The following is a 22155-nucleotide window of genomic DNA, read 5'->3' on the forward strand; positions in this document are numbered from 1 at the left end:
CGCGTTGTCGGTGCTGTACGGCACGATGGACGGCATGGCAAGCACGCACGACCATCCAGGTGAGCAGGCGGCGCAGGACCCGATCCGTCTGCTGGCGATCCGTGACACGCCGCTCTCACTCGACGAGGTCTTCTCCGCGGTCGGCGACGACGCGGCGGGTGGCACCGCGCTGTTCGTCGGCACCGTGCGCAACCACGACGGTGGCGCCGATGTCGACACCCTCGGTTACTCCTGCCATCCCACGGCGGAGGCGGAGATGCGCCGCATCGCGGAGAAGGTCGCCGCCGAGTATCCCGTCCGGGCGCTCGCCGCTGTCCACCGTGTGGGTGACCTCGCGGTCGGGGATCTCGCGGTGGTCGTCGCCGTGTCCTGCCCGCACCGGGGCGAGGCGTTCGAGGCATGCCGGAAGCTGATCGACGACCTCAAGCACGAGGTGCCGATCTGGAAGCACCAGCGGTTCTCCGACGGCACGGAAGAGTGGGTGGGTGCTTGCTGAGGACGGCCGGCCGGAATGATTTTCCGGCATCTATCCGCTGAAACACGGTCAGTACCCATCCGCCCGATTTGCGTAACCCCACCCCTGCCGTGAGCGTTGAACCGGCAGATGACTAATCTGCTGATCACTCGGTTGCGTGTGCTCATGGGGTAGGGAGGTCGCGATGGCAGTTCTGGCTTGGTTGCTGATCCCGCTGTTCGCTGCTGTCGGTGCGGCGATATGGGCGAGCTGGGCTTCGCGAGACCGCACGAGCGGTGACGTGGCGGAACTCGCGGGTTATGCCCGCTTCCGTGACGCGATGGACAAGGCCGCCTCCGGCACCGACGCCGTACGCTCCTGATCGCCCCCTTCCGCGGCCGCCGAGCGGCCCCGGACGGCCCGGCCCCGACGGTGCGTCCACAGGCATGTCCCGTACTGTCGTTCCATGCCACGCCGCACCGCGACGATGCTCGCCTCCACCCTCATCTTCATAGCGCTGCTCTGCGCAGGCGTGTTCCTCAAAGTCCCTTACGCGGAGATGTCGCCCGGACCGACGGTGAACACTCTCGGGTCCGCGGACGGCGAGCCGGTGCTCGACATCTCGGGCCACAAGACGTATCCGACGACCGGCCACCTCAACATGACGACGGTCAGGGTCACCGGCGCCGACTACCAGATGAACCTCCTCGAGGCGGTCTACGGCTGGGTGGCACACGACAATGTCGTCGTGCCGCACGACACCCTCTACCCGAACGGGAAGACGGAGGCGGAGTCGACGCAGGAGAACGCCGAGGAGTTCAGCCAGTCCCAGGAGAGCGCCAAGGTCGCCGCCCTGCGTGAGCTGAAGATGCCGGTCAAGGCCCGCGTCGTCGTCGCCTCCGTGGTCAAGGGATCGCCGTCGCAGAACAGGCTCCACGCCGGGGACGTGATCCGTGCCGTCGACGGCACCGTGGTCAAGCAGCCGGAGGACGTCGCCAAGCTCGTCGTGAAGCACAAGCCCGGTGAGGACGTCGTCTTCACCGTGGTGCCCGCGGACGACGCGGCCGCCGCGGAGAAGGCGGGCAAGGAGCCGAAGGGCACCGAGAACGTGACGGTCCCGACGGTGAAGGCGGAGGACGACGGCCGGGCGATCGTCGGGATCCAGGCAGGCACCGACCACACGTTCCCGTTCGAGATCGACATCAATCTGGCCGACGTCGGCGGACCGAGCGCCGGTCTGATGTTCGCGCTCGGCATCGTCGACAAGCTGACCTCCGACGATCTGACCGGCGGCAAGTTCGTCGCCGGCACGGGCACCATCGACGAGTCCGGCAAGGTCGGGCCGATCGGCGGCATCGAGATGAAGCTCGTCGGCGCGCGCAACGCGGGCGCCGAGTACTTCCTCACCCCCAGCGACAACTGCGCCTCCGCGGTCTCCGACATCCCGGAGGGACTGACGCTGGTGAAGGTGGACACCATCAAGGACGCTCGGAAGTCACTGGCCAAGATCAACTCGGGTGCCACCGCGGACCTGCCGAGCTGCTCGGCGGGCTGAGGCCGCCACCGCGTACAGCGACGCCGCGCCCCGACGGGGCGCGGCGCCGGTATGTGCGGAGGTCCTACGCCTCGAAGGTGGCGGCCAGGGCCTCGGCCAGCCCCGGCACCAGCCCGGCTCCGGTCAGCACCTCGGTCGGGGAGTCCTTCTCCCGCAGCCGCAGCGCGGACTCCCGTGTGCCGTCGCGCAGCACGGCCACCGTCATCCGGACCTCCTGACGGTCCGGGTGCTCGGCGACCCACTTGGTGAGGGCCGCGTCGTCGAGGCCGACCGGCACGGAGGCCTCCGCGGAGGGCGGCAGCATCAGGCGCTCCACGGTCAGGGCGCAGCCGGCCACCGCGTCGGGCCAGGCGAGGGTGCCGAGGAACTCGTCGAGCGGGGTGCCGGCAGGGATCTCGTCCTGCTCGACCGGGGTGAGCGGCGCGGCAGCGTCGTCAGCGCCGTCCAGACCGAGCTGGCGGGCGAGGCCAGGCTCCTGGGAACGCAGCTGAAGGGTGTCGACGAGAGCGAAGAGCCGGGCCGGCTGGTCCCAGCCGAGACCGGAGGCGTACTCGTCGATCTCGAGCACGGCGCGGGTGAGCGGGCTCGCGGCCATCGGGGGGCCGGAAGAGGAATCGTTGGGCATGGTCAATATCCTGCCTCCTTCCTGCCCCGCGACGGGAACTAGGTAAAGCCTCAGTAAGTTGCATGAGTGGGCTCTACGATCGCGGGGCCCGATCACACAACCGCGAACTTCGAGGGGCGCACGTTGGCTTTCCAGATGCCGGACCGCGGCGGAGGCCCGACAGGGCCACGGATCAGAGTGGGCCGGCCCTCCCGGCGCGTCCGCACCCTGCTCATGACACTGGGTGTCCTGGCCGTCCTGGCCATGGTGTTCGTCATGTTCTCCGGGTTCTGGACCGACTGGCTCTGGTACCGCTCGGTCGACTACTCGTCCGTGTTCACCACCACCCTGTGGACCAAGATCGGCCTGTTCGCCGTCTTCGGTCTGCTGATGGCGACCGCCGTCGGGGTGAACATCTGGCTGGCCCACCGGCTGCGGCCGCCGCTCAGCGCGATGTCGCTCGAGCAGCAGAGCCTCGACCGGTACCGCATGGGCATCGCCCCGTACAAGAAGTGGGTGCTGCTCGCGGTCACCGCTCTTGTCGGGCTGATCGCCGGAGCCTCCGCCACGAGCCAGTGGCGTACGTGGCTGATGTGGGTCAACGGAGTCCCCTTCGGCCAGAAGGACCCGCAGTTCCAGATGGATGTCGCGTTCTACGCGTTCGACCTCCCCTGGTACCGGTTCCTGCTCGGCTTCGGCTTCGCGGCCGTCGTACTGTCGCTGATCGCCGCCGCGCTGACCCACTACCTGTACGGCGGGCTGCGCATCACCAGCCCCGGCGCCCGTGCGACCGCCGCGGCCACCGGCCATCTGTCGGTGCTGCTCGGCCTGTTCGTCGCGCTGAAGGCCGTCGCGTACTGGCTGGACCGCTACGGGCTCGCGGTGAAGTCCAGTGACTTCAAGGCGACCGACAACTGGACGGGCCTGCGCTACGTCGACGCCAACGCCTATCTGCCGGCGAAGACGATCCTGTTCTGCATCGCCGTCATCTGCGCGCTGCTGTTCTTCGCGACGCTGTGGCGCCGCACATGGCAGCTGCCGGTGATCGGCTTCGGCCTGATGGTGCTGTCGGCGATCCTGATCGGCGGCCTGTACCCGGCCATAGTGCAGAAGTTCCAGGTCCAGCCGAACGAGCAGGCCAAGGAAGCGCCGTACATCGAGAAGAACATCGAGGCGACCCGCAAGGCCTACGGGATCGACGGCGTCAAGCCCGCGGACTACCTGGGCAAGGGTCAGGTGAAGGACCCCGACCAGCAGCGGAAGAACGCCGACGAGGCCGCCAGTTACCGCATGAACGACCCGAACATCGTCTCGCCGACGTTCCAGCAGCTGGAGCAGGAGCGTAAGTACTACCAGTTCCCGGCGACCCTGGACGTCGACCGCTACAAGGGTCAGGACACGGTCATCGGTCTGCGCGAGCTCAACCTCGCAGGCGTCGACAAGCGCAACTGGATCAACGACCACTTCACCTACACCCACGGCTTCGGCGCTGTCACGGCCAAGGGCACCGACACCGCCGCGGGCACGAGCGGCGCCCCGGACTTCACGGATTCCGGCCTGCCGACCAAGGGCATGCTCGGCGACTACGAGCAGCGGATCTACTACGGCGAGAAGACCACGCAGTACTCGATCGTGGGCGGCCCTCAGAAGGAGCTGGACTACGAGCGGGACGGCGGGGGCCAGGTCACCACGAGCTACAAGGGCAAGGGCGGCATCGACCTCTCCGGCCCGCTCAACCGCGCTGCCTACGCCGTCGCCTTCAGCGAGCCGCAGATCATGTACTCGGGCGCCATCGGCGACGGTTCGAAGATCCTTTACAACCGCACGCCCAAGGAGCGCGTCGAGGCGGTGGCCCCATGGCTGACGATCGACGGTGACGCGTACCCCGCCGTGATCGGCAAGCGGATCCAGTGGGTCATCGACGCCTACACCACCACCAACGGCTACCCCTACGCCTCGCGTACGACGCTGGGGGACACCACGGCCGACTCGCTGACCGACCGGCAGCGCGCGGTGGTCGCGCAGCAGAACCAGGTCAACTACATCCGTAACTCGGTGAAGGCCACCGTCGACGCCTACGACGGCACCGTCACGCTGTACGAGTGGGACGAGAACGACCCGGTGCTGAAGACCTGGAAGAAGGCCTTCCCCGGCACGGTGAAGGCCAAGGGCGACATTCCGGAGGAGCTGAGGGAGCACCTGCGCTACCCGCAGGACATGTTCAAGGTGCAGCGCGAGCTGCTCGCCCTCTACCACGTCACGGACGCCGGCCAGTTCTACAACGCGAGTGACGCCTGGCAGGTGCCCAACGACCCGACCAAGTCGGACACCAACGCGGTTCCGCCGTACTACCTGTCGATGAAGCTGCCGGGCGACAAGGCGCAGCAGTTCTCCCTGACGACGACGTTCACCCCCAGTGGACGGCCCAACCTCCGGGCCTTCATGGCGGTCGACGCCGACGCCAAGAGCAGCGACTACGGCCGGATCCAGCTGCTGCGGGTGACGGACGACAATGTCGACGGACCCGAACAGGTGCAGAGCCGGCTCAACCGTCACGGGCCCATCGCCACCTACGTCCGTGACCTCAAGGGCGCGGACTCGACGATCAAGTACGGCAATCTGCTGACGGTTCCGCTCGACAGAGGCTTCCTGTACGTCGAGCCCATCTACGCCCAGGGACGGGGATCCGAGTTCCCGCTCCTGAGCAAGGTCGCGGTCGTCTACGGCCAGAAGATCGGTTTCGCCGACGACCTCGCCGGCGCGCTCGGTCAGGTCTTCGGCGCGGAGGGGGCACCGGACGAGGAGACCCCGCCGACCGACCCGGAGGAGCCGCCCACCGAGCCCACCGAGCCGCCGGCCACCGGTGACGCCGCGCTCCAGGACGCCATCGCGGACGCCCAGAAGGCGTACGACGACGCCAAGGCGGCCCTCGAGAAGAACCCGACGGACTGGGCCGCTTACGGCAAGGCGCAGGCCGCCCTGGAGGCCGCTCTGCAGCGGGCGGCCGACGCACAGAGGGCACAGCCGGAGTCCGCGCCGGGTTCGGAGGCCACGCCTGGCGCCGAGCCGGACGCGAAACCGGACGAAGGGGCGCCCGGGGACTGAGGACCACAGGCCTGAGCAGGCACCATCCCGCGTCGTGGTACGGTTGCAACACAACGACGCGGGGTGGAGCAGCTCGGTAGCTCGCTGGGCTCATAACCCAGAGGTCGCAGGTTCAAATCCTGTCCCCGCTACTGAAGAAGAGGGCCCGGATCCTTCAGGATCCGGGCCCTCTTCATGTTTGTGCGCATCTTTGTGACGCCGAAGTGCGCGCCGCGGGCCGTGAGTTGGGCCCGAACGTGTTTGACTTATCTCTCTGTGGGCATGTCGACAAAACGCTGAAGTGACCTCTCTGGCTGCGGTATACCAGGTGTACGCGGGTTGCAGGTGGTGCGACGATGGAATTTATGGGGGACAGGGCAACTCTGTTGGAGACAGGGCGGTTTGTGCAGCCGCATGCCGGAAACGTGGCGGACGCGATCGACGCCGCGGTCCGCGCCGACCACACGGGCAAGAACCGGAGCGACACCGGTCACGACGACACGGACGACAACGGCGCCGACACGGTGGAGACCGCCGGCGCCGAGGCGCGCCACCGGAGCGCTGCCGACGCCGGTGACACCGCTGCGATGAGCGTCCTCGGCGCGCTGCTGCTGCGCCGTGGAGACCTCGACGGCGCGGAGCCCTATCTACGGGGCGCCACCGCCGACGGCGACCGCGCGGCGGCCAACAACCTCGGCGTGCTCCTCCACCAGCGCGGCTACGCGGACGAGGCGGCCGGCTGGTGGCGGATCGCCGCCGTGGCCGGATCCGCCGCCGCCGCGCACGCCCTGGGACGTCACTTCCGCGAGCGGGGCGACGAGCCGGCCGCCGAGTACTGGCTGCGCCAGTCCGCGGAGCAGGGCCATGCCCTCGGCGCGTACGCACTAGCCGACCTGCTGGAGCACCGCAGCGACGTGGGCGCCGAGCGCTGGCTGCGCACGGCCGCGGAGCAGGGCCACCGCGAGGCGGCGTACCGGCTCGCCCGCGCCCTGGAGCGCCGGGCGGCGGAGGAGGGCCGCAGGACCGACGGCGTCGGCAGGCTGGTCGGCACCGGACCCGCGGAGCCGGGTGCCGCGAGGGGCGCCGTGCGGCGTGCCCGTCGCGGTGAGGACGGAGCGCGGCCCGCCGGTGTGTCCAGGGGCGGTGCGGGACGGTCCGAGGCGCGTCGCGCCGAGCCGGTGGCCGCCGTGACGGGCCCAGGCGCCGTCGGGCAGACCGACCCCGCGCTGCGCGTGCTCTCTGACGCGGAGGCCGCAGCGGGCGAGCACCCGGGCGGACGCCGGGCACGTGACGGCCGTCCCGGTGCGACCGGCTCCGGCGCGCCGGAGCGGACCGCGGATCAGGGCGGGGCCCTGCTCGACGAGGCCGCCCAGTGGTACCGGCAGGCCGCCGCACGAGGGCACCGGCGGGCCGCCCTGCACCTGGGGGCGATCCTCGAGAGGCGCGGCCGTCTGAAGGAGGCCGGACGCTGGTACCTCACGGCCGCCAAGGACGGCGAGGCCCGTGCCGCCTGCGCGCTCGCCTTCCTGCTGCGCGACGCGGGTGACGAGGAGAGCGCCGCCGTGTGGTGGCTGCGAGCCGCCCAGGACGGCGACGGCAACGCGGCCAACGCCCTCGGAGCGCTGCACGCGGCCAGGGGTGAGCCGCAGACGGCTGAGCGCTGGTACCGCGCCGCCATGGACGCGGGTGACGTCAACGGCGCGTACAACCTGGGTCTGCTCTGCGCTGCCCAGGACCGTACGGCCCAGGCCGAGCAGTGGTACCGCCGCGCTGCCTACGCCGGACACCGCGAGGCCGCCAACGCGCTCGCCGTCCTGCTGCTTCAGGCGGGCGATCCGGTCGGCGCCGAGCCGTGGTTCTCCAAGGCGGCGGAGGCCGGCAGTGTCGACGCCGCCTTCAACCTGGGCATCCTCCACGCCGGCCGCGACGACGACCGTACGGCTCTCACCTGGTACGAGCGGGCCGCCGCGGCCGGGCACACGGAGGCGGCGCTCCAGGTCGGCATCGCCCTGCTCAGGGACGGTGACGAGCAGGGCGCGGAGCGTCATCTGCGCTGCGCCGCGGGCGGCGGCAGCGCGGAGGCGGCGTTCCGGCTCGCGAGTGTGCTGGACGCCCGCCGCCCGCCGCCCGGACCGCCGGCCCTCGGCGAGCCGGTGGCGGAGAAGAGCGAGTGCGAGGAGTGGTACGAGCGGGCCGCCGAGCAGGGCCACCGTCGTGCCCAGGTGCGGGTGGGCATGCTGGCCGCCGCACGCGGTGACACGGCCGACGCCGCCCGCTGGTACCGCGAGGCGGCGGAGGCGGGCAGCCGCAGCGGCGCGTTCAACCTCGGGCTCCTGCTCGCCCGCGAGGGCAGCGAGCGTGAGGCATCGCTGTGGTGGACGCGGGCCGCCCGGGCCGGGCACGGCAGGGCCGCACTGCGGCTGGCGCTGCTCGCCGCTCGCCGGGGAGAGCTGGCCGACGGCCAGCGGTGGTGCGCCAGGGCCGTCGAGCTCGGCCCCGCGGAGGTCGCTGAGCGGGCCGCACGACTGCGTGAGGCACTGCTCCAGGAGCTCACCGCTTAGGCCCTGTCCAGGGCCTCAAGGGATTTGCGCTGGTCGGCGGGGTGACGTACTGTTGGGTTCATCGCCGCGGGGTGGAGCAGCTCGGTAGCTCGCTGGGCTCATAACCCAGAGGTCGCAGGTTCAAATCCTGTCCCCGCTACTGAAACCGAAGGCCCGGATCCTTGGATCCGGGCCTTCGGTGTTTTGTTCCGGCCGGACGCGAAGAGGCCCCCGATGTGGACATCGGGGGCCTCTTCGTCGCCTGTGGGTCTGTGTCGCCTACGTCACCCGGCAGCGCAGTTCGGGCAGGTGCCGCGGTACGTCACCTCGACGTCGGAGATCGTGAAGCCGAAGCGCTCCGTGTCCGGGAGGCCGGCCAGCGGGTTGCCCACCGGGTGCACGTCGCGGATCGCGCCGCAGCGGGCGCAGACCAGGTGCTGGTGGGGGCGGTGGGCGTTCGGGTCGTACCGCTTGGCGCGGCGGTCGGTCGACACCTCGAGCACCTCGCCGAGGCTCACCAGTTCGCCCAGGGTGTTGTAGACGGTCGCCCGGGAGATCTCGGGCAGCAGCTTCACCGCTCGGGCGTGCACCTCGTCGGCGGTCAGATGCACGTGTTCGCCGTCGAGGACCTCGGCCACGACACGCCGCTGGGCGGTCATACGCCAGCCGCGTCCGCGAAGTCGTTCCAACAGGTCACTCATGAGCACCAGCCTAACAGTGGTGGGAGCCGTATCCCGAACAAGTGTGACTTTGGATGTTCGCTTGACTTAGACATTGTCCATTGTAGGATCGGGACCAGCGCACGCCAAGGACAGGTCGTGTGCACGAACGACTGGGCAGTACATGACGCAGGAGGCGCACGTGACGCAGGGACCGCTCACCACGGAGGCCGGGGCTCCGGTCGCCGACAACCAGAACAGCGAGACCGCAGGCGTCGGCGGGCCGGTGCTTGTCCAGGACCAGCTGCTGCTCGAGAAGCTCGCGCACTTCAACCGCGAGCGCATCCCGGAGCGTGTCGTCCACGCGCGTGGCGCGGGCGCCTACGGCACCTTCACCCTGACCCGCGACGTCTCGCAGTGGACACGCGCGAAGTTCCTCTCCGAGGTCGGCAAGCAGACCGAGACCTTCCTGCGCTTCTCGACCGTCGCCGGCAACCTCGGCGCGGCGGACGCGGTGCGTGACCCGCGTGGCTGGGCGCTGAAGTTCTACACCGAAGAGGGCAACTACGACCTCGTCGGCAACAACACCCCGGTGTTCTTCATCAAGGACGCCATCAAGTTCCCCGACTTCATCCACACCCAGAAGCGCGACCCGTACACCGGGTCCCAGGAGGCGGACAACGTCTGGGACTTCTGGGGGCTCTCTCCCGAGTCCACCCACCAGGTGACCTGGCTGTTCGGCGACCGCGGCATCCCGGCGAGCTACCGCCACATGGACGGCTTCGGTTCCCACACCTACCAGTGGAACAACGAGGCCGGAGAGGTCTTCTGGGTCAAGTACCACTTCAAGACCGACCAGGGCATCAAGAACCTCACCCAGGCCGAGGCCAACAAGCTCGCCGGTGAGGATCCGGACTCCCACCAGCGCGACCTGCGCGAGGCCATCGAGCGCGGTGACTTCCCGACGTGGACCGTGCAGGTGCAGATCATGCCGGCGGCCGAGGCGGCGACCTACCGCTTCAACCCCTTCGACCTCACCAAGGTGTGGCCGCACGGGGACTACCCGCCGATCGAGATCGGCAAGCTGGAGCTCAACCGCAACCCGGAGAACATCTTCGCCGAGGTCGAGCAGTCCATCTTCAGCCCCGCCCACTTCGTGCCGGGCATCGGCCCCTCCCCGGACAAGATGCTCCAGGGCCGTCTCTTCGCGTACGGCGACGCTCACCGCTACCGCGTCGGCATCAACGCCGACCACCTGCCGGTGAACCGCCCGCACGCCACCGAGGCGCGCACCCATTCCCGTGACGGCCTCCTGTACGACGGCCGCCACAAGGGCGCGAAGAACTACGAGCCGAACAGCTTCGGCGGCCCGCACCAGACGGACCGCGCGCTGTGGCAGCCGATCCCGGTGACCGGCGTGACCGGCGACCACGCGGCCCCGGTCCACTCCGAGGACAACGACTTCGTCCAGGCGGGCAACCTCTACCGCCTGATGTCCGAGGACGAGAAGGACCGTCTCATCGACAACCTGGCGGGCTTCATCGCCAAGGTGTCGCGTGACGACATCGCCGAGCGTGCGATCAACAACTTCCGCCAGGCGGACGGTGACTTCGGCAAGCGGCTCGAAGCCGCGGTCCAGGCCCTGCGCGGCTGACGGCACTGCTTGTCGCAGAGGAAGGGGCCGGATCCCGGGAGGGATCCGGCCCCTTCCGCGTGCGCTTCCCGTACCGAACCCGCCGGGCCGGGGCCCGGTGAGGGCCCCTAGGCGACCACCCGGCTCCTGGCCGGGGCCCAGCAGCGGATGATGTCGCGGACGGAGACGACGCCGATGGGCCCGTCCCCGTCCGTCACGATCAGATGGCGGAACCCGCCGTGAGTCATGGCTGCGGCCGCCTCCTCCAGGGTCCAGGAAGGCGCGGCGAAGACGACGTCGGTGGTGGTGTGGGTGCCGGCGGTCTCCAGGTCGGGGTCCTGCCCCAGGCCGACCGAGTTCAGGATGTCCCGTTCTGTGAGGATGCCGAGGCTCGAGTCGGAGTCGAGGACCACTGCCGCGCCTATGCGGCGTGCGGCCATCAGCCGGGCCGCCTGGCGGAGTGTGTGTGCGGGTCCGATGGTGAGGACCACCGTGCTCATGGCGTCACGGACGAGCATGAAGGGAGCCACCTCCTTGGTGATCGGCCGCAAGAGAACCGATTCACAAGTTCACAAGTGTGGGGACTCTCAGAGTTGCAGCCCTTCGGGACGGCAGCAAGAGGGCGTGCGCGGCCTCTCCGGCCCGCGCGTGAGCCTCCGGCGGGCCGGCGTACGCCCCTGCCCGAGCGGCGCACGCCCGCCCACCGGCGCTGATGCCGCCGCGAGTGTGTCCCTCAGTACTGCTGGTTGAGGTAACCCAGCAGCTCCTCATGGAGGAGCCCGTTCGACGCCGCGGCGTTGCCGCTGTGCGGTCCCTGCCGCCCGTCGAGGCCTGTGAAGACGCCACCCGCCTCCTGGACGACGATCGCCGGCGCGGCCATGTCCCACAGGGACAGCTCCGGCTCCGCGCAGATGTCGACCGAGCCCTCGGCGACCATCATGTACGGCCAGAAGTCGCCGTAGCCCCGGGTGCGCCAGACCGCGCGCGTCAGGTCCATGAACCCGTCGAGACGGCCCTGGGCCTCCCAGCCGGTCAATGACGAGTACGCGAAGGAGGCATCCTCTATGCGCTCGACCTTCGAGACGTGCAGGCGGGTGGCGGACGTCAGGCTGCGGCCCGTGTACGCCCCCCCGCCCTTCGCGGCCCACCAGCGCCTGCCGAGCGCCGGTGCCGACACGACGCCCACGACCGGCTGGTAGCCGCCCTCTCCCGCCTCCATGAGCGAGATCAGCGTCGCCCAGACCGGCACGCCGCGCACGTAGTTCTTCGTGCCGTCGATCGGGTCGACGACCCAGCGCCGCGGCCCGGTGCCCTCGACGCCGAACTCCTCGCCGAGGATCGCGTCGCGTGGCCGTGCTCGTTGCAGATGCCCCCGGATGAGTTCCTCCGCCGCCTTGTCGGCCTCGCTCACCGGTGTCATGTCCGGTTTCGTCTCGACCTTGAGGTCGAGGGCCTTGAACCGGTCCATGGTGGTGGCGTCGGCGGCGTCCGCGAGGACGTGGGCAAGCCGCAGATCATCGTGGTAGTCGGGCATGGCCGCCACTCTATCTGTGCAGGCCCGGTCGTTCCCGGGCCGCCCGCGGCGATGCCTCCTGCCGCCTGTATTGACAGTGGAACGCAGCCCGTCAACTCTGTGACCGGAGTTGCTCGGCCGGGGAGGCGACCATGCCTGCAGCGCGGGAGTCACTGCTGAACGCCGCTCTGGCGGCGCTGCGCGACCTGCCCTGGTCCGGGATACGGATGGTCGACGTCGCCTCCGCCGCGGGCGTCTCCCGCCAGACCCTCTACAACGAGTTCGGCAGCAAGGACGGCCTCGCCCGCGCCCTCGTGCGGCGCGAGGCCGACGCGTACCTGCGCGGGGTGGAACGGCTGATGACGCAGAGTGGCTCGGTTGCCGACCGGCTCGTGTCCGTCGCCGAGTGGACCGTCGCCGAGGCGTGTGCGAGACCCGTGCTGCGCGCACTGCTCACCGGCTGCTGGGGTGAACGGCTGCCGGTGCCGCGCCCGGTCCGCGGCGGGACCGTGCTCTCGCGGGTGCCCGCCCAGCGCCGCGCGGACGCGCGGCTGCCCGGTCCGGCGGAACTGGTCGCGGCCGTGCGGGACCGTTCGCTCGCCGCGCCGGGACACGGCCGCAGGCCCTGGGACGGTGACGGCGAGCCGGGCGACCTGCCTCAGCGCTGCGAACTCGCGGTGCGGCTCGCGCTGTCCTTCGTCGTCGCGCCCGCCGGTGGGAGTGTCGCCCAGCTGGTGCGGGCGGCGTTGGGCGACGGAGTCACCGCGACGAGCCCGAGAGCTGCAGACCGATGACCCCGACGATCACCAGCGTGATCGAGATGATCTTGAGGGTGGAGACCAGGTCGTCGAGGAAGACCATGCCGTAGATCGCGGTGCCGGCGGCTCCGATCCCCGTCCACACCGCGTAGGCCGGGCCCACGTCGAGCTTCTTCAGCGACAGGGTCAGCAGACCGAAGCTGCCCAGCGCGAAGGCGGCGAAGGCGACCGTCGGCCACAGCCTCGTGAAGCCGTGGGACAGCTTGAGACACACGGCGAAGCCCGTTTCGAGGAACCCCGCCACCACCACCAGCAGCCACGCCATGAGTACCGGGCCTCCCGCGTAGTCGACGACTGCCTGGTCCGGGACCGACCGGGCCTCGGACCGATCGGTCATGACCGGCCGGTCCGACCTGGTGCGATTATGCACTTACCAGGCGTCGGGGACGGCAAACACCGATGACTCAGTCGCCTTCGCGTCGCTCACGGGTGGCGAGCAGCCGCCGCAGCGAATAGAGCCGCGCAGGATCGGCGTGGCCCTGTGCCACCCACTCGTCCAGAGCGCATTCCGGCTCGTCGTGCGAGCAGGCGCGCGGGCAGCCCTCGGTGCCCGGCACCAGGTCGGGGAAGGCGTTGATGACGCGGGACGGGTCGACATGGTGCAGTCCGAAGGAGCGCACCCCGGGAGTGTCGATCACCCAGCCGCCCTTGTCGTCCCCGAGCGGGAGGGCGAGGGCGGAGGTCGTGGTGTGCCGCCCTCGGCCCGTGACCGCGTTGACATGGCCGGTGCTCCGCCGCATCTCGTCCGGGACGAGGGCGTTGACCAGGGTCGTCTTGCCGACGCCGGAGTGCCCGACGAACGCGGTCGTCCGGCCGACCAGATGCTCGCGCACCCGCTCCGCGGCGCGCCCGTCGACGAACTCGTCCCGCGTGGTGACCACGTACGGGACGCCCAGCGCGCCGTACATCTCCAGCAGTTCGTCGGGCGACGCGAGATCCGACTTCGTCAGCACCAGCAGCGGTTCGAGCCCTCCGTCGTACGCCGCGACCAGACAGCGGTCGATCAGGCGCGGGCGCGGCTCGGGATCGGCGAGGGCGGTGACGATGGCGAGCCGGTCGGCGTTCGCGACGACGACCCGCTCGAACGGATCGTCGTCGTCGGCGGTACGGCGCAGCACCGAGGAGCGCTTCTCGATGCGGACGATCCTCGCGAGGGTGTCCTTGTCGCCCGAGAGGTCGCCCACGATCCCGACCCGGTCACCGACGACGGCCGCTTTGCGGCCCAGTTCCCGGGCCTTCATCGCCGTGATGATCCGGTCCCCGACGAGGCAGGTCAGCCTGCCGCGGTCGACGGTGAGGACCATGCCCTCCAGGGCGTCCTCGTGCTTGGGGCGGATGTTGGTCCTGGGCCGGTTGCCCTTGCGGTTGGGCCGGGACCGGATGTCGTCCTCGTCGGTGTTCTTGCCGTAGCGCCGCATGATGTCAGGCCCCGAGCATTTCGGCCCACATCTGCGGGAAGTCGGGCAGGGTCTTGGCGGTCGTCGCCACGTTCTCGATCTGCACGCCGTCGACCGCGAGACCGATCACCGAGCCCGCCGTCGCCATCCGGTGGTCGTCGTAGGTGCGGAAGACCCCGCCGTGGAGGGGACGCGGGCGGATGTGGAGGCCGTCCTCCGTCTCGGTCACGTCGCCGCCGAGCTCGTTGATCTCCTTGGTGAGTGCCGCCAGCCGGTCCGTCTCGTGCAGACGTAGATGGGCCACACCGCGCAGCGTCGACGGGGAGTCGGCGAGCGCCGCGACCGCCGCGATGCCAGGCGTCAGCTCGCCGACCTCGCCGAGGTCGACGTCGATGCCGTGGATACGGCCGCTGCCGGTGAAGACCAGGGCCGTTCCGTTCGGCGTAGTCGTCAGTTCGCAGGAACCGCCCATCTCGGTGAAGATCTCACGCAGCGCGTCACCGGGCTGGGTGGTGCGCTCCGGCCAGTCAGGGATCGTCACCCGGCCGCCGGTCACCAGGGCCGCCGCCAGGAACGGCTGGGCGTTGGACAGATCCGGTTCGATCGTCAGGTCGCGACCGAGCAGCGCGCTGTGCGACACCCGCCAGACATCGGGCTCGCCGCCGGTCTCCGGCTCGTCGACCTGGGCGCCCACGGCGCGCAGCATGTCCACGGTCATCCGGATGTGGGGCATGGACGGGAGCCGGCCGCCGACATGCCGCACCTCCACGCCCTGGTTGAAGCGCGGGGCGGACAGCAGCAGCGCGGAGACGAACTGGGACGACGAGGAGGCGTCGATCCGTACCGGCCCGCCCTCCAGGGCGCCGCCACCGTGCACGGTCATGGGCAGCGAGCCGCGGCCGTCGTCGTCGATCCGGGCGCCGAGCGTCCGCAGCGCGTCGATGACGCCGTTCAGCGGGCGCTCGTACGAACGAGGGTCGCCGTCGAAGCGGATCGGACCGTCGGCCAGCGCGGCGACCGGCGGCAGGAAACGCATCACGGTGCCCGCGTTGCCGACATCGACGGTGGCGGGTCCGTTCAGGCCGGAGGGGATCACGCGCCATGCCTCGCCGGCTCCGCCGACGGGCTCGTCGGCCGAGCCGCCCGCGGTGCTCGAAGAGACCGTCTCCTCGATGCCCACGCCCATCGCCTGAAGGGCCGCGGACATCAGCAGGGTGTCGCGCGAGCGCAGCGGGCGGCGCAGCCAACCAGGCTCGGCGGCCAGCGCCGCCAGGACGAGGGCGCGATTGGTGACGGATTTCGAACCGGGCACGGTGACCGTCGCTTCGACGGCTCCGGTCGCAAGGGGGGCGGGCCAGAGGGCGGGCTGCACGGCGCTTTCGGTCATGGCCCTCACTTTAGTGGCTCTGCGCGAACCCAGATCTTGATCAAATACGTGGAAACCGGGGTGTAACGGGGAGGTGGTAGGCGGTGTGACGGCCGGAGTCTCACAGGCCGAGCAGCCAGCGGCCGCCGCCGATCAGCGAACAGACCGACACCGCGTGGAAGAAGAACAACCAGATCGCCGGTGGCACATGGGTGAGTCTGGCGAGCTGGTCGGCGTCCGAGTCCGGCGCACCGCCGTACCGCCGCTTGGACTGGAGCTCGAAGGCCGGCCGCACCCCGCCGAGCAGCATGAACCAGACGGCCGTGTACGCGAAGACGGCCTGCACGGCCGGCCCCGTCAGCCACGAGACCAGCAGGAACGCCGCCCCGGTGACCGTGACCGTCAGCACCCCGTACGCGTTGCGCACCATGACGAGCAGCGCCAGCAGCAGCGCGGTCGCCAGCCACAGCAGCAGCGTGATGTGGTGCGCTGCGAGCAGCCAGGCGCCGCCCAGGCCCAGCAGCGGGGCCGCCGTGTAGCCCGCGGCGGCCGTGAGGATCATCCCGATGCCGGTCGGCCTGCCGCGGCTGACGGTCAGACCGCTGGTGTCGGAGTGCAGCCGGATGCCCTGCAGCCGGCGTCCCGTCACCAGGGCCACGAGCCCGTGGCCGCCCTCGTGGGCGATCGTGACGGCGTTACGTGTCAGACGCCACAGGAAGTTCGGCATGACCGCGGCGAGCGACACCAGCCCGGTGACGGCGACGAGCCACGGCTCCGGAGCGGTCTGGGTGCCGAAGAGGCGGTCCCACAGGTCGGTGAGTGACGCGCTCGCGGCGCCGGCGTATGTGGTGACCATTTCGCGGGCGGCTCCCTCGGACGGCGTACGGAAGTGGCAGTGTGGCACTTATGTGCGGACGGTATGCAGCGAGTCGTAGGCCGGAGGACCTCGTAGGGATCTTCGAGGTCGAGAAGTGGGAGCCGAAGGAGACCCTGGAACCCGACTGGAACGTGGCGCCCACCAAAGAGGTCTACGCGATTCTCGAACGCCCTCTCAAGGACGCGGGCGACCCCGCTCCGGTTCGCCAGCTGCGCACGTTGAAGTGGGGGCTGGTGCCCTCGTGGGCCAAGACGCCGGAGGGCGCGGCGCGGATGATCAACGCGCGGGCGGAGACGGTGCACGACAAGCCGTCGTTCCGCCGGCCCTTCCTCACCCGGCGCTGCATCCTGCCCGCCGACGGCTATTACGAGTGGGTGACCGGCTCCGGCGAACGGCAGCTGGAGGTCGAGGGGAAGAAGAAGCGGCCGCGGAAGCAGCCGTACTTCGTCACGCCCGCCGACGGGTCGGTGTTCGCGATGGCGGGTCTCTACGAGTTCTGGCGCGACCGCACCCTGCCGGACGACCATCCGCAGGCGTGGTGGGTGACCTGTTCCGTGATCACGACGGAGGCGGAGACCGGGCCGCTGGGCGTCGCGCCGGCGGAGGGACCCCATGCGCTGGCGGACATCCACCCCCGGATGCCGCTGATGCTGACGCCGGAACGCTGGGACGCGTGGCTGGACCCGGCCCGGACCGACCCGGAGGAGCTGCGGTCGCTGCTGGAGCCGCCGCCGGGCGGGCTGATGCGGGCGTATCCCGTCACGACGGCGGTGAGCAACGTGCGGAACAACGGGCCGGAGCTGCTGGAGGAGCTGCCCGCGCCGGAAGAGGCGACGCTGTTCTGACCCGGGGGCGTTCCTCCTGATCGACAGGGCCGCCAGGACCGCGCACGGGAACGGCGCGGCCGGCGGCCTCGCGCCAGAATGGCCGGATGGAGCGGAAAGAGATCATCGAGGTCGCCGGCGGGGACGCCCGGATCACCTGGTTCGGCGCGAAGCGCGCGCACCTCGTGCTGGCGCTCGGTCACGGTGCGGGCGGCGGGATCGAAGCGCGCGATCTGCAGGCGATCGCGCGCGTCCTGCCCGCGCACGGCGTCACCGTCGCCCTCGTGGAGCAGCCGTGGCGGGTGGCGGGCAAGAAGGTGGCTCCCGCGCCGCGGACCCTGGACGCCGCGTGGCGCGACCTCTGGCCGGCGCTCGCGAAGAAGGGGCTGCCGGTCGTCGCCGGCGGACGCAGCGCCGGCGCGCGCGTGGCGTGCAGGACCGCCGCGGAGCTCGGTGCGTCGGCCGTTCTGGCGCTGAGTTTCCCGCTGCACCCGCCGGGGCGGCCGGAGAAGTCCCGCGCGGACGAGCTGCTCGGCGCGGGCGTGCCGACGCTGGTGGTGCAAGGCGGCAGCGACCCCTTCGGCAGGCCCGGCGAGTTCCCCGAGGGGGCCTACGAACTGGTGGAAGTGGCACACGGGGACCACGGGTTCGCCGTGCCCAAGCGTGCCGGGACCACCGAGGACGAGACCCTTCTCACCATCACGGACGCCGTGACCAGATGGACCGGCTCCTTGCGGGAATGAGACACCGGCCGTCGCTGTTGAGGCGAACGTCAGAACAGAGCATGGAGTAGGGAGTCCGCCGCATGGGTACGACCTTCTGCCCGACAGCCGAGCGCGCCAACGGGTTGGACTGGACGGTGCTGTCGCAGGGCAAGAGCGGGCCGGTTCGTGCGGCGGGTGACATGAATCGGCAGGGCCCGGCGGACCAAGGTCGACTATTCTCCGATTCGAGCGGGTCGGCATTCGGCCCCGCCACAGCGTTGGAGGAGGTGGGTCCGGTCACTGGGACCGACGCAGGGACCGACGACGGTCAGGCGCAGACGTCCGAGGAGACGACGCTCGAGCGCAATGCCCGCTTCGAGCGGGACGCTCTCGGCTACCTGGACCAGATGTATTCGGCCGCGCTGCGCATGACGCGCAATCCCGCCGATGCCGAGGATCTTGTGCAGGAGACGTACGCGAAGGCGTACGGGTCCTTCCACCAGTTCCGTGAGGGCACGAACCTCAAGGCGTGGATGTACCGGATCCTCACGAACACCTTCATCAACTCCTACCGCAAGAAGCAGCGCGAGCCCCAGCGCAGCGCGGCGGAGGAGATCGAGGACTGGCAGCTCGCGCGCGCCGAGTCGCACATGTCGACCGGGCTGCGCTCCGCTGAGTCGCAGGCCCTCGACCATCTGCCGGACTCGGACGTCAAGGAAGCCCTGCAGGCGATCCCCGAGGAGTTCCGGATCGCGGTCTATCTCGCCGACGTCGAGGGCTTTGCGTACAAGGAGATCGCGGACATCATGGGAACACCCATCGGTACGGTGATGTCCCGCCTGCACCGCGGCCGCCGCCAACTGCGCGGCATGCTCGAGGACTACGCCCGCGAGCGCGGGCTCGTCCCGGCCGGTGCGGGGGAGTCGAACGACGCGAAAGGCTCGGGCTCATGAGCTGCGGAGAGCCGCACGAGACGGACTGCTCGGAGGTCCTGGACCATCTCTACGAGTTCCTCGACCACGAGATGCCCGACAGCGACTGCACCAAGTTCGAGGTGCACTTCGAGGAGTGCTCCCCGTGCCTGGAGAAGTACGGCCTGGAGCAAGCGGTGAAGAAGCTGGTCAAGCGTTGCTGCGGGCAGGACGACGTGCCCAGCGACCTGCGGGCCAAGGTCATGGGGCGCATCGACCTGATCCGCTCGGGGCAGGCCGTCCCCGACAAGGACGTGGCGACCGCCCAGGACTAGGGCCGCCGTCCACACCGGCCATGCGCACAGGGTGCGTCGCGAACATCGCGGCGCACCCTGTGCGTTCTCGGCCCTGTCACCCGTACGTGCGAATGCTCGCCGTACCTCCTCCTGTCACTCCCCGACTCGCTAGCGTGGCGCTCCTCGAGGAGGTTGTGAGGAGGGCGTGGGGCAGTGACGGCCATACCGGCGGCGGCGCGCGCGTACATCCTCGCCGTGATCCTCTGCGCCGCGGTCGCCGCCGCTCCGGTGGCGCTCCCCGCCGCCGTGGTGCCCTGGCCGACCGTACTGCTGCTCGCCGCCCTGTATGCCGGAGGCGAGCTGCCCGCCCGCCGGCGTGACGGCGACGACTCCGCCCCCGTCGGTGCGGGCACGTTCTTCCCCGTGCTGCTGGCAGCGGCCTTTCTGCTGCCGCCCGCCGCGGCCGCTCTGGTCCCCGTGCCGGGCGCGCTGCTCGGGCGGGTGGACGGACCGCCGGCCCGGGTCCGGCGGACGTGGCGCGCGGCCCGGTTGTCCCTCGCCACCTGGGGCGCCGCCCATGTCTATCTGCTGTGCGGCGGCGAACAGGCGCCGCGGGCGCCGGACTTCCCGTACGCGCTCGTACCGGCCCTCGCCGGGTCGCTCGCCTGCTGTCTGCTCCTGACCGTCCTCGACGGCGGCATCCGCGCCACAGCGGTCGTGGCACCTCCTGCGCGCAGCGCGCAGTGGGGGAGGGTTCCCCCGCCCGCCGTCCGGCGGGGTCTTTCCGGCTCGGCGGCACCGCACTGTGTGCACGGGCTCGCCGGGCTGATGATGGCGGTCCTGTGGGGCAGCTCGTACGGGCCGCTCTCCGCCCTGTTCGTGCTGCTGCCCATGTACATCTCCTGCTGGATCTTCACCCAGTACCACCGCGAGCGCGCCGCCCATCAGGCGACGATCCGGGCCCTGGTGCAGGCCGTCGACATCAAGGACCGGTACACGCGCGGGCACAGCGAACGCGTCGGCCGGGCCTCGGTGCTGATCGCCCGGGAACTGAGCATGGAGGAGGAGCGCCTCGAAGTCGTCCGGTTCGCCGGCATCCTGCACGACGTGGGCAAGCTGGGCGTGCCGACGAGGGTGCTCCGCAAGGAGGGGCCGCTGACGCCGGAGGAGCGGCGGGTGATCGAGCTCCACCCGGAGTACGGGCACGAGATGGTGCGTGGCATCGGATTCCTGGGGGAGGCCCGGGCGGCGATCCTGCACCACCACGAACGCATGGACGGCAGCGGATACCCGTACGGACTGGTGGGCCACCAGATCCCCGAGTTCGCCCGGGTGGTGGCGGTGGCCGACGCGTTCGACGCGATGACGTCCACCCGCTCCTACCGGCGCGCCCGGCCGGTGGCGGTCGCCCTGCGCGAGCTGGAGCGGTGCGCCGGTACGCAGTTCGACCCGAGGATGGTGCGCGCCCTGGTACGTGCGCTGGAGCGGCACGGGTGGCAGACATCGGTGACCTCCGACGAGGCGGCGGTGCCGATGGGGCCGCCCCGGACGCCGCGGTCGCCGGGAACGGGGGCTTCGCATCAGATACGGACAGGGTGAGCGGCCCACTCCGGCGGAGCCGGGCGTGAAAGGCCCCCGCGCACGCCGGCCCGTACGCGTCCTCCATGCCATCCACACGGCCGCGGTCGCCGTGACCGCGATCGCCCTCGTGTGGGTCGTGTCCCACGGGGTGGCACAGCCCGTGAACGCCCTCGCCTTCGGCGCGTTCATCGCCGTCGGGGAGCTCGCCCGGTGGGGAGCGGTCCCCGGGGAGAGGGAGCCCGCCCCGCTCGGGGCCGCGGGCGCGCTGGCGTACGCGCTGCTCGGCGAGTGCGCCGGGGAGCCGACGGGGCACGGGGCCTTCCAGGTCGTCGCCGTCGTCGTCGCCGGCGCACTCGTCGGCGCCGTGCCGCACGTCGCCCGGGGGCAGGGACCCGCGCTCGACCATGTGGCACGGCGGGTGCTGACCGTCGGATTCGCCGCGGTGTGCTTCCAGCCGCTGTACATCTCAGGCGAGTTGGGCCTGTGGCTCGGGCAGGGTCCCTACTACGCCCTCTTCCTGCTGGTCCTGCTGGTGCTGACCGCGCTGTGCGACGCCGTGCTGGCCGCCGTCATGCTGCGCGCCCACACCGGCCACCCCTTCGGGCCGCTGCTGCGGGACGAGCTCCGGGCGCTGCCGGGTATCGGCTCCGCCGTCGGCGCGACCGGCGCGGTCATGGCCCTGGCGGTGGCCGTCGCGGGCCTGTGGGCCCTGCCGGTGTTCTGTGTGCCGTTGCTGCTCACCCAGCTGTCCTTCCGGCGGTACGCGGCCGTGCGCGCCACCTACGGGCAGACGATCGCCTCCCTCGCCCGCGCCACCGAGGTCGCCGGCTACACCCGGCAGGGCCACGCCCGCCGCGTCGCGGAGCTCAGCACGGCCGTCGGACGGGAGATGGGCCTGTCCGGGCCCGACCTGACCCTGCTCGAGTACGCGGCGCTGATGCACGACATCGGGCAGCTTTCCCTCGTCGACCCCGTACCGGACGGTGCCACCGCTTCGCTGCCGCCGGCCGAGCAGCGCCGTATCGCGCTGCTCGGCGGGGCCGTGGTCCGGCGCACCGGCGTCCCGGCGGCCGTGGCCGCCGTCGTGGAACAGCAGGCCGACCCGTACCGGGACCAGCCCCTGGCCGCCAGGATCGTGCGTGCTGTCAACGCATACGACGACCTGACCGGGGGAAGCGGAGGCAGAGCGGGCGGGGCGCTGGCCGCACTGGAGCAGCTGAGGCTGGGCACAGGGCACGACTACCAGCCCGAGGTGGTCGAATCCCTGGCCAGAGTCCTGGGCAGAGTCCTTGTGTGAGGCGGTCCGGCCCTTGTCCCCACGGGGTAACCCATGGGTAAT

Annotated in this window: 21 protein-coding genes and 2 tRNA genes; 15 read left to right on the forward strand and 8 right to left on the reverse strand. The window is 70.8% G+C overall.

Features of this window, described 5'->3' with window-relative positions; genetic code table 11:
• Positions 1–34: 34 nt before the first annotated feature.
• From ACIPJI_RS09465 to ACIPJI_RS09475, 3 genes are all read left to right on the forward strand, one after another.
• Positions 35–496 carry a molybdenum cofactor biosynthesis protein MoaE gene (locus ACIPJI_RS09465; protein ID WP_307708187.1) on the forward strand — a complete coding sequence of 154 codons (462 nt, stop codon included), beginning with the start codon at positions 35–37 and terminating at the stop codon, positions 494–496.
• A 163-nt stretch (positions 497–659) separates the two neighbouring features.
• The gene (locus ACIPJI_RS09470) at positions 660–836 is read left to right on the forward strand and encodes a hypothetical protein (protein ID WP_307708188.1); all 177 of its coding nucleotides are present in this window, start codon (positions 660–662) and stop codon (positions 834–836) included.
• Positions 837–920: 84 nt separating this feature from the next.
• Positions 921–2009 (forward strand): PDZ domain-containing protein, encoded by a 1089-nt coding sequence (locus tag ACIPJI_RS09475; RefSeq protein WP_402245359.1) that lies wholly within the window; start codon positions 921–923, stop codon positions 2007–2009.
• Positions 2010–2073: 64 nt separating this feature from the next.
• Here the strand turns inward: ACIPJI_RS09475 and ACIPJI_RS09480 are convergent, their stop codons facing one another.
• Positions 2074–2634 carry a PPA1309 family protein gene (locus ACIPJI_RS09480; RefSeq protein WP_307708190.1) on the reverse strand — a complete coding sequence of 187 codons (561 nt, stop codon included), beginning with the start codon at positions 2632–2634 and terminating at the stop codon, positions 2074–2076.
• A gap of 135 nt (positions 2635–2769) precedes the next feature.
• Between ACIPJI_RS09480 and ACIPJI_RS09485 the strand changes: the two genes are divergently transcribed.
• The 4 genes from ACIPJI_RS09485 (at position 2770) to ACIPJI_RS09500 (ending at position 8397) form a co-directional block, all read left to right on the forward strand.
• Positions 2770–5718, forward strand: a complete 2949-nt coding sequence (locus ACIPJI_RS09485) for a UPF0182 family protein (protein WP_356621418.1) — start codon at positions 2770–2772, stop codon at positions 5716–5718.
• 57 nt (positions 5719–5775) lie between these two features.
• Positions 5776–5849: transfer RNA gene (locus ACIPJI_RS09490), tRNA-Met, on the forward strand.
• A 204-nt stretch (positions 5850–6053) separates the two neighbouring features.
• Positions 6054–8258, forward strand: coding sequence for a tetratricopeptide repeat protein (locus ACIPJI_RS09495; protein WP_402245361.1), 2205 nt, complete (start codon positions 6054–6056; stop codon positions 8256–8258).
• 65 nt (positions 8259–8323) lie between these two features.
• Positions 8324–8397, forward strand: a tRNA-Met gene (locus tag ACIPJI_RS09500).
• 124 nt (positions 8398–8521) lie between these two features.
• On the opposite strand, the gene ACIPJI_RS09505 is transcribed toward ACIPJI_RS09500, so the two are convergent.
• On the reverse strand, positions 8522–8938 hold the full coding sequence (locus ACIPJI_RS09505) for a Fur family transcriptional regulator (protein WP_402245363.1): 417 nt from the start codon (positions 8936–8938) through the stop codon (positions 8522–8524).
• Between the two features lie 160 nt (positions 8939–9098).
• Here ACIPJI_RS09505 and ACIPJI_RS09510 point away from each other — a divergent pair, with 160 nt between their 5' ends.
• Positions 9099–10550 carry a catalase gene (locus ACIPJI_RS09510; RefSeq protein WP_307708191.1) on the forward strand — a complete coding sequence of 484 codons (1452 nt, stop codon included), beginning with the start codon at positions 9099–9101 and terminating at the stop codon, positions 10548–10550.
• Positions 10551–10657: 107 nt separating this feature from the next.
• Here ACIPJI_RS09510 and ACIPJI_RS09515 read toward each other — a convergent pair whose 3' ends face one another.
• Both ACIPJI_RS09515 and hisN read right to left on the reverse strand, forming a co-directional pair.
• The gene (locus tag ACIPJI_RS09515) at positions 10658–11047 is read right to left on the reverse strand and encodes a cyclic nucleotide-binding/CBS domain-containing protein (RefSeq protein WP_307708192.1); all 390 of its coding nucleotides are present in this window, start codon (positions 11045–11047) and stop codon (positions 10658–10660) included.
• Positions 11048–11262: 215 nt separating this feature from the next.
• On the reverse strand, positions 11263–12063 hold the full coding sequence (gene hisN, locus ACIPJI_RS09520; RefSeq protein WP_307708193.1) for a histidinol-phosphatase: 801 nt from the start codon (positions 12061–12063) through the stop codon (positions 11263–11265).
• Positions 12064–12194: 131 nt separating this feature from the next.
• On the opposite strand from hisN, the gene ACIPJI_RS09525 reads away from it, so the two are divergent.
• The gene (locus tag ACIPJI_RS09525; protein ID WP_402245365.1) at positions 12195–12836 is read left to right on the forward strand and encodes a TetR/AcrR family transcriptional regulator; all 642 of its coding nucleotides are present in this window, start codon (positions 12195–12197) and stop codon (positions 12834–12836) included.
• Here ACIPJI_RS09525 and ACIPJI_RS09530 read toward each other — a convergent pair.
• The 4 genes from ACIPJI_RS09530 to ACIPJI_RS09545 all read right to left on the reverse strand — a co-directional run bounded on the left by ACIPJI_RS09530 (position 12802) and on the right by ACIPJI_RS09545 (position 16479).
• Positions 12802–13125 (reverse strand): multidrug efflux SMR transporter, encoded by a 324-nt coding sequence (locus ACIPJI_RS09530; protein WP_356621419.1) that lies wholly within the window; start codon positions 13123–13125, stop codon positions 12802–12804. The genes ACIPJI_RS09525 and ACIPJI_RS09530 overlap by 35 nt on opposite strands.
• A 139-nt stretch (positions 13126–13264) precedes the next feature.
• The gene (rsgA, locus tag ACIPJI_RS09535) at positions 13265–14278 is read right to left on the reverse strand and encodes a ribosome small subunit-dependent GTPase A (RefSeq protein ID WP_356621343.1); all 1014 of its coding nucleotides are present in this window, start codon (positions 14276–14278) and stop codon (positions 13265–13267) included.
• A gap of 4 nt (positions 14279–14282) precedes the next feature.
• Complete coding sequence (gene aroA, locus ACIPJI_RS09540; RefSeq protein WP_307708196.1) at positions 14283–15644, reverse strand: 3-phosphoshikimate 1-carboxyvinyltransferase; 1362 nt, start codon at positions 15642–15644, stop codon at positions 14283–14285.
• 100 nt (positions 15645–15744) lie between these two features.
• Positions 15745–16479 carry a M50 family metallopeptidase gene (locus ACIPJI_RS09545; RefSeq protein ID WP_307708197.1) on the reverse strand — a complete coding sequence of 245 codons (735 nt, stop codon included), beginning with the start codon at positions 16477–16479 and terminating at the stop codon, positions 15745–15747.
• Between the two features lie 50 nt (positions 16480–16529).
• Here ACIPJI_RS09545 and ACIPJI_RS09550 point away from each other — a divergent pair, with 50 nt between their 5' ends.
• From ACIPJI_RS09550 to ACIPJI_RS09575, 6 genes are all read left to right on the forward strand, one after another.
• Entirely contained in the window at positions 16530–17345 is an 816-nt protein-coding gene (locus tag ACIPJI_RS09550) for an SOS response-associated peptidase (protein WP_307708198.1), read from the forward strand.
• A gap of 86 nt (positions 17346–17431) precedes the next feature.
• On the forward strand, positions 17432–18067 hold the full coding sequence (locus ACIPJI_RS09555) for an alpha/beta family hydrolase (RefSeq protein ID WP_356621345.1): 636 nt from the start codon (positions 17432–17434) through the stop codon (positions 18065–18067).
• Positions 18068–18315: 248 nt separating this feature from the next.
• On the forward strand, positions 18316–18981 hold the full coding sequence (locus tag ACIPJI_RS09560; RefSeq protein WP_037773788.1) for a sigma-70 family RNA polymerase sigma factor: 666 nt from the start codon (positions 18316–18318) through the stop codon (positions 18979–18981).
• Complete coding sequence (gene rsrA, locus ACIPJI_RS09565) at positions 18978–19274, forward strand: mycothiol system anti-sigma-R factor (protein WP_005312173.1); 297 nt, start codon at positions 18978–18980, stop codon at positions 19272–19274. The genes ACIPJI_RS09560 and rsrA overlap by 4 nt, the downstream gene beginning before the upstream one ends.
• 174 nt (positions 19275–19448) lie before the next feature.
• Positions 19449–20834, forward strand: coding sequence for an HD-GYP domain-containing protein (locus tag ACIPJI_RS09570; protein WP_402245368.1), 1386 nt, complete (start codon positions 19449–19451; stop codon positions 20832–20834).
• Between the two features lie 91 nt (positions 20835–20925).
• The gene (locus ACIPJI_RS09575) at positions 20926–22113 is read left to right on the forward strand and encodes an HD-GYP domain-containing protein (protein ID WP_402245797.1); all 1188 of its coding nucleotides are present in this window, start codon (positions 20926–20928) and stop codon (positions 22111–22113) included.
• Positions 22114–22155 lie beyond the last annotated feature (42 nt).

Origin of the sequence: Streptomyces sp. NPDC086835 (assembly GCF_044745705.1) — a bacterium.
GTDB lineage: Bacteria > Actinomycetota > Actinomycetes > Streptomycetales > Streptomycetaceae > Streptomyces.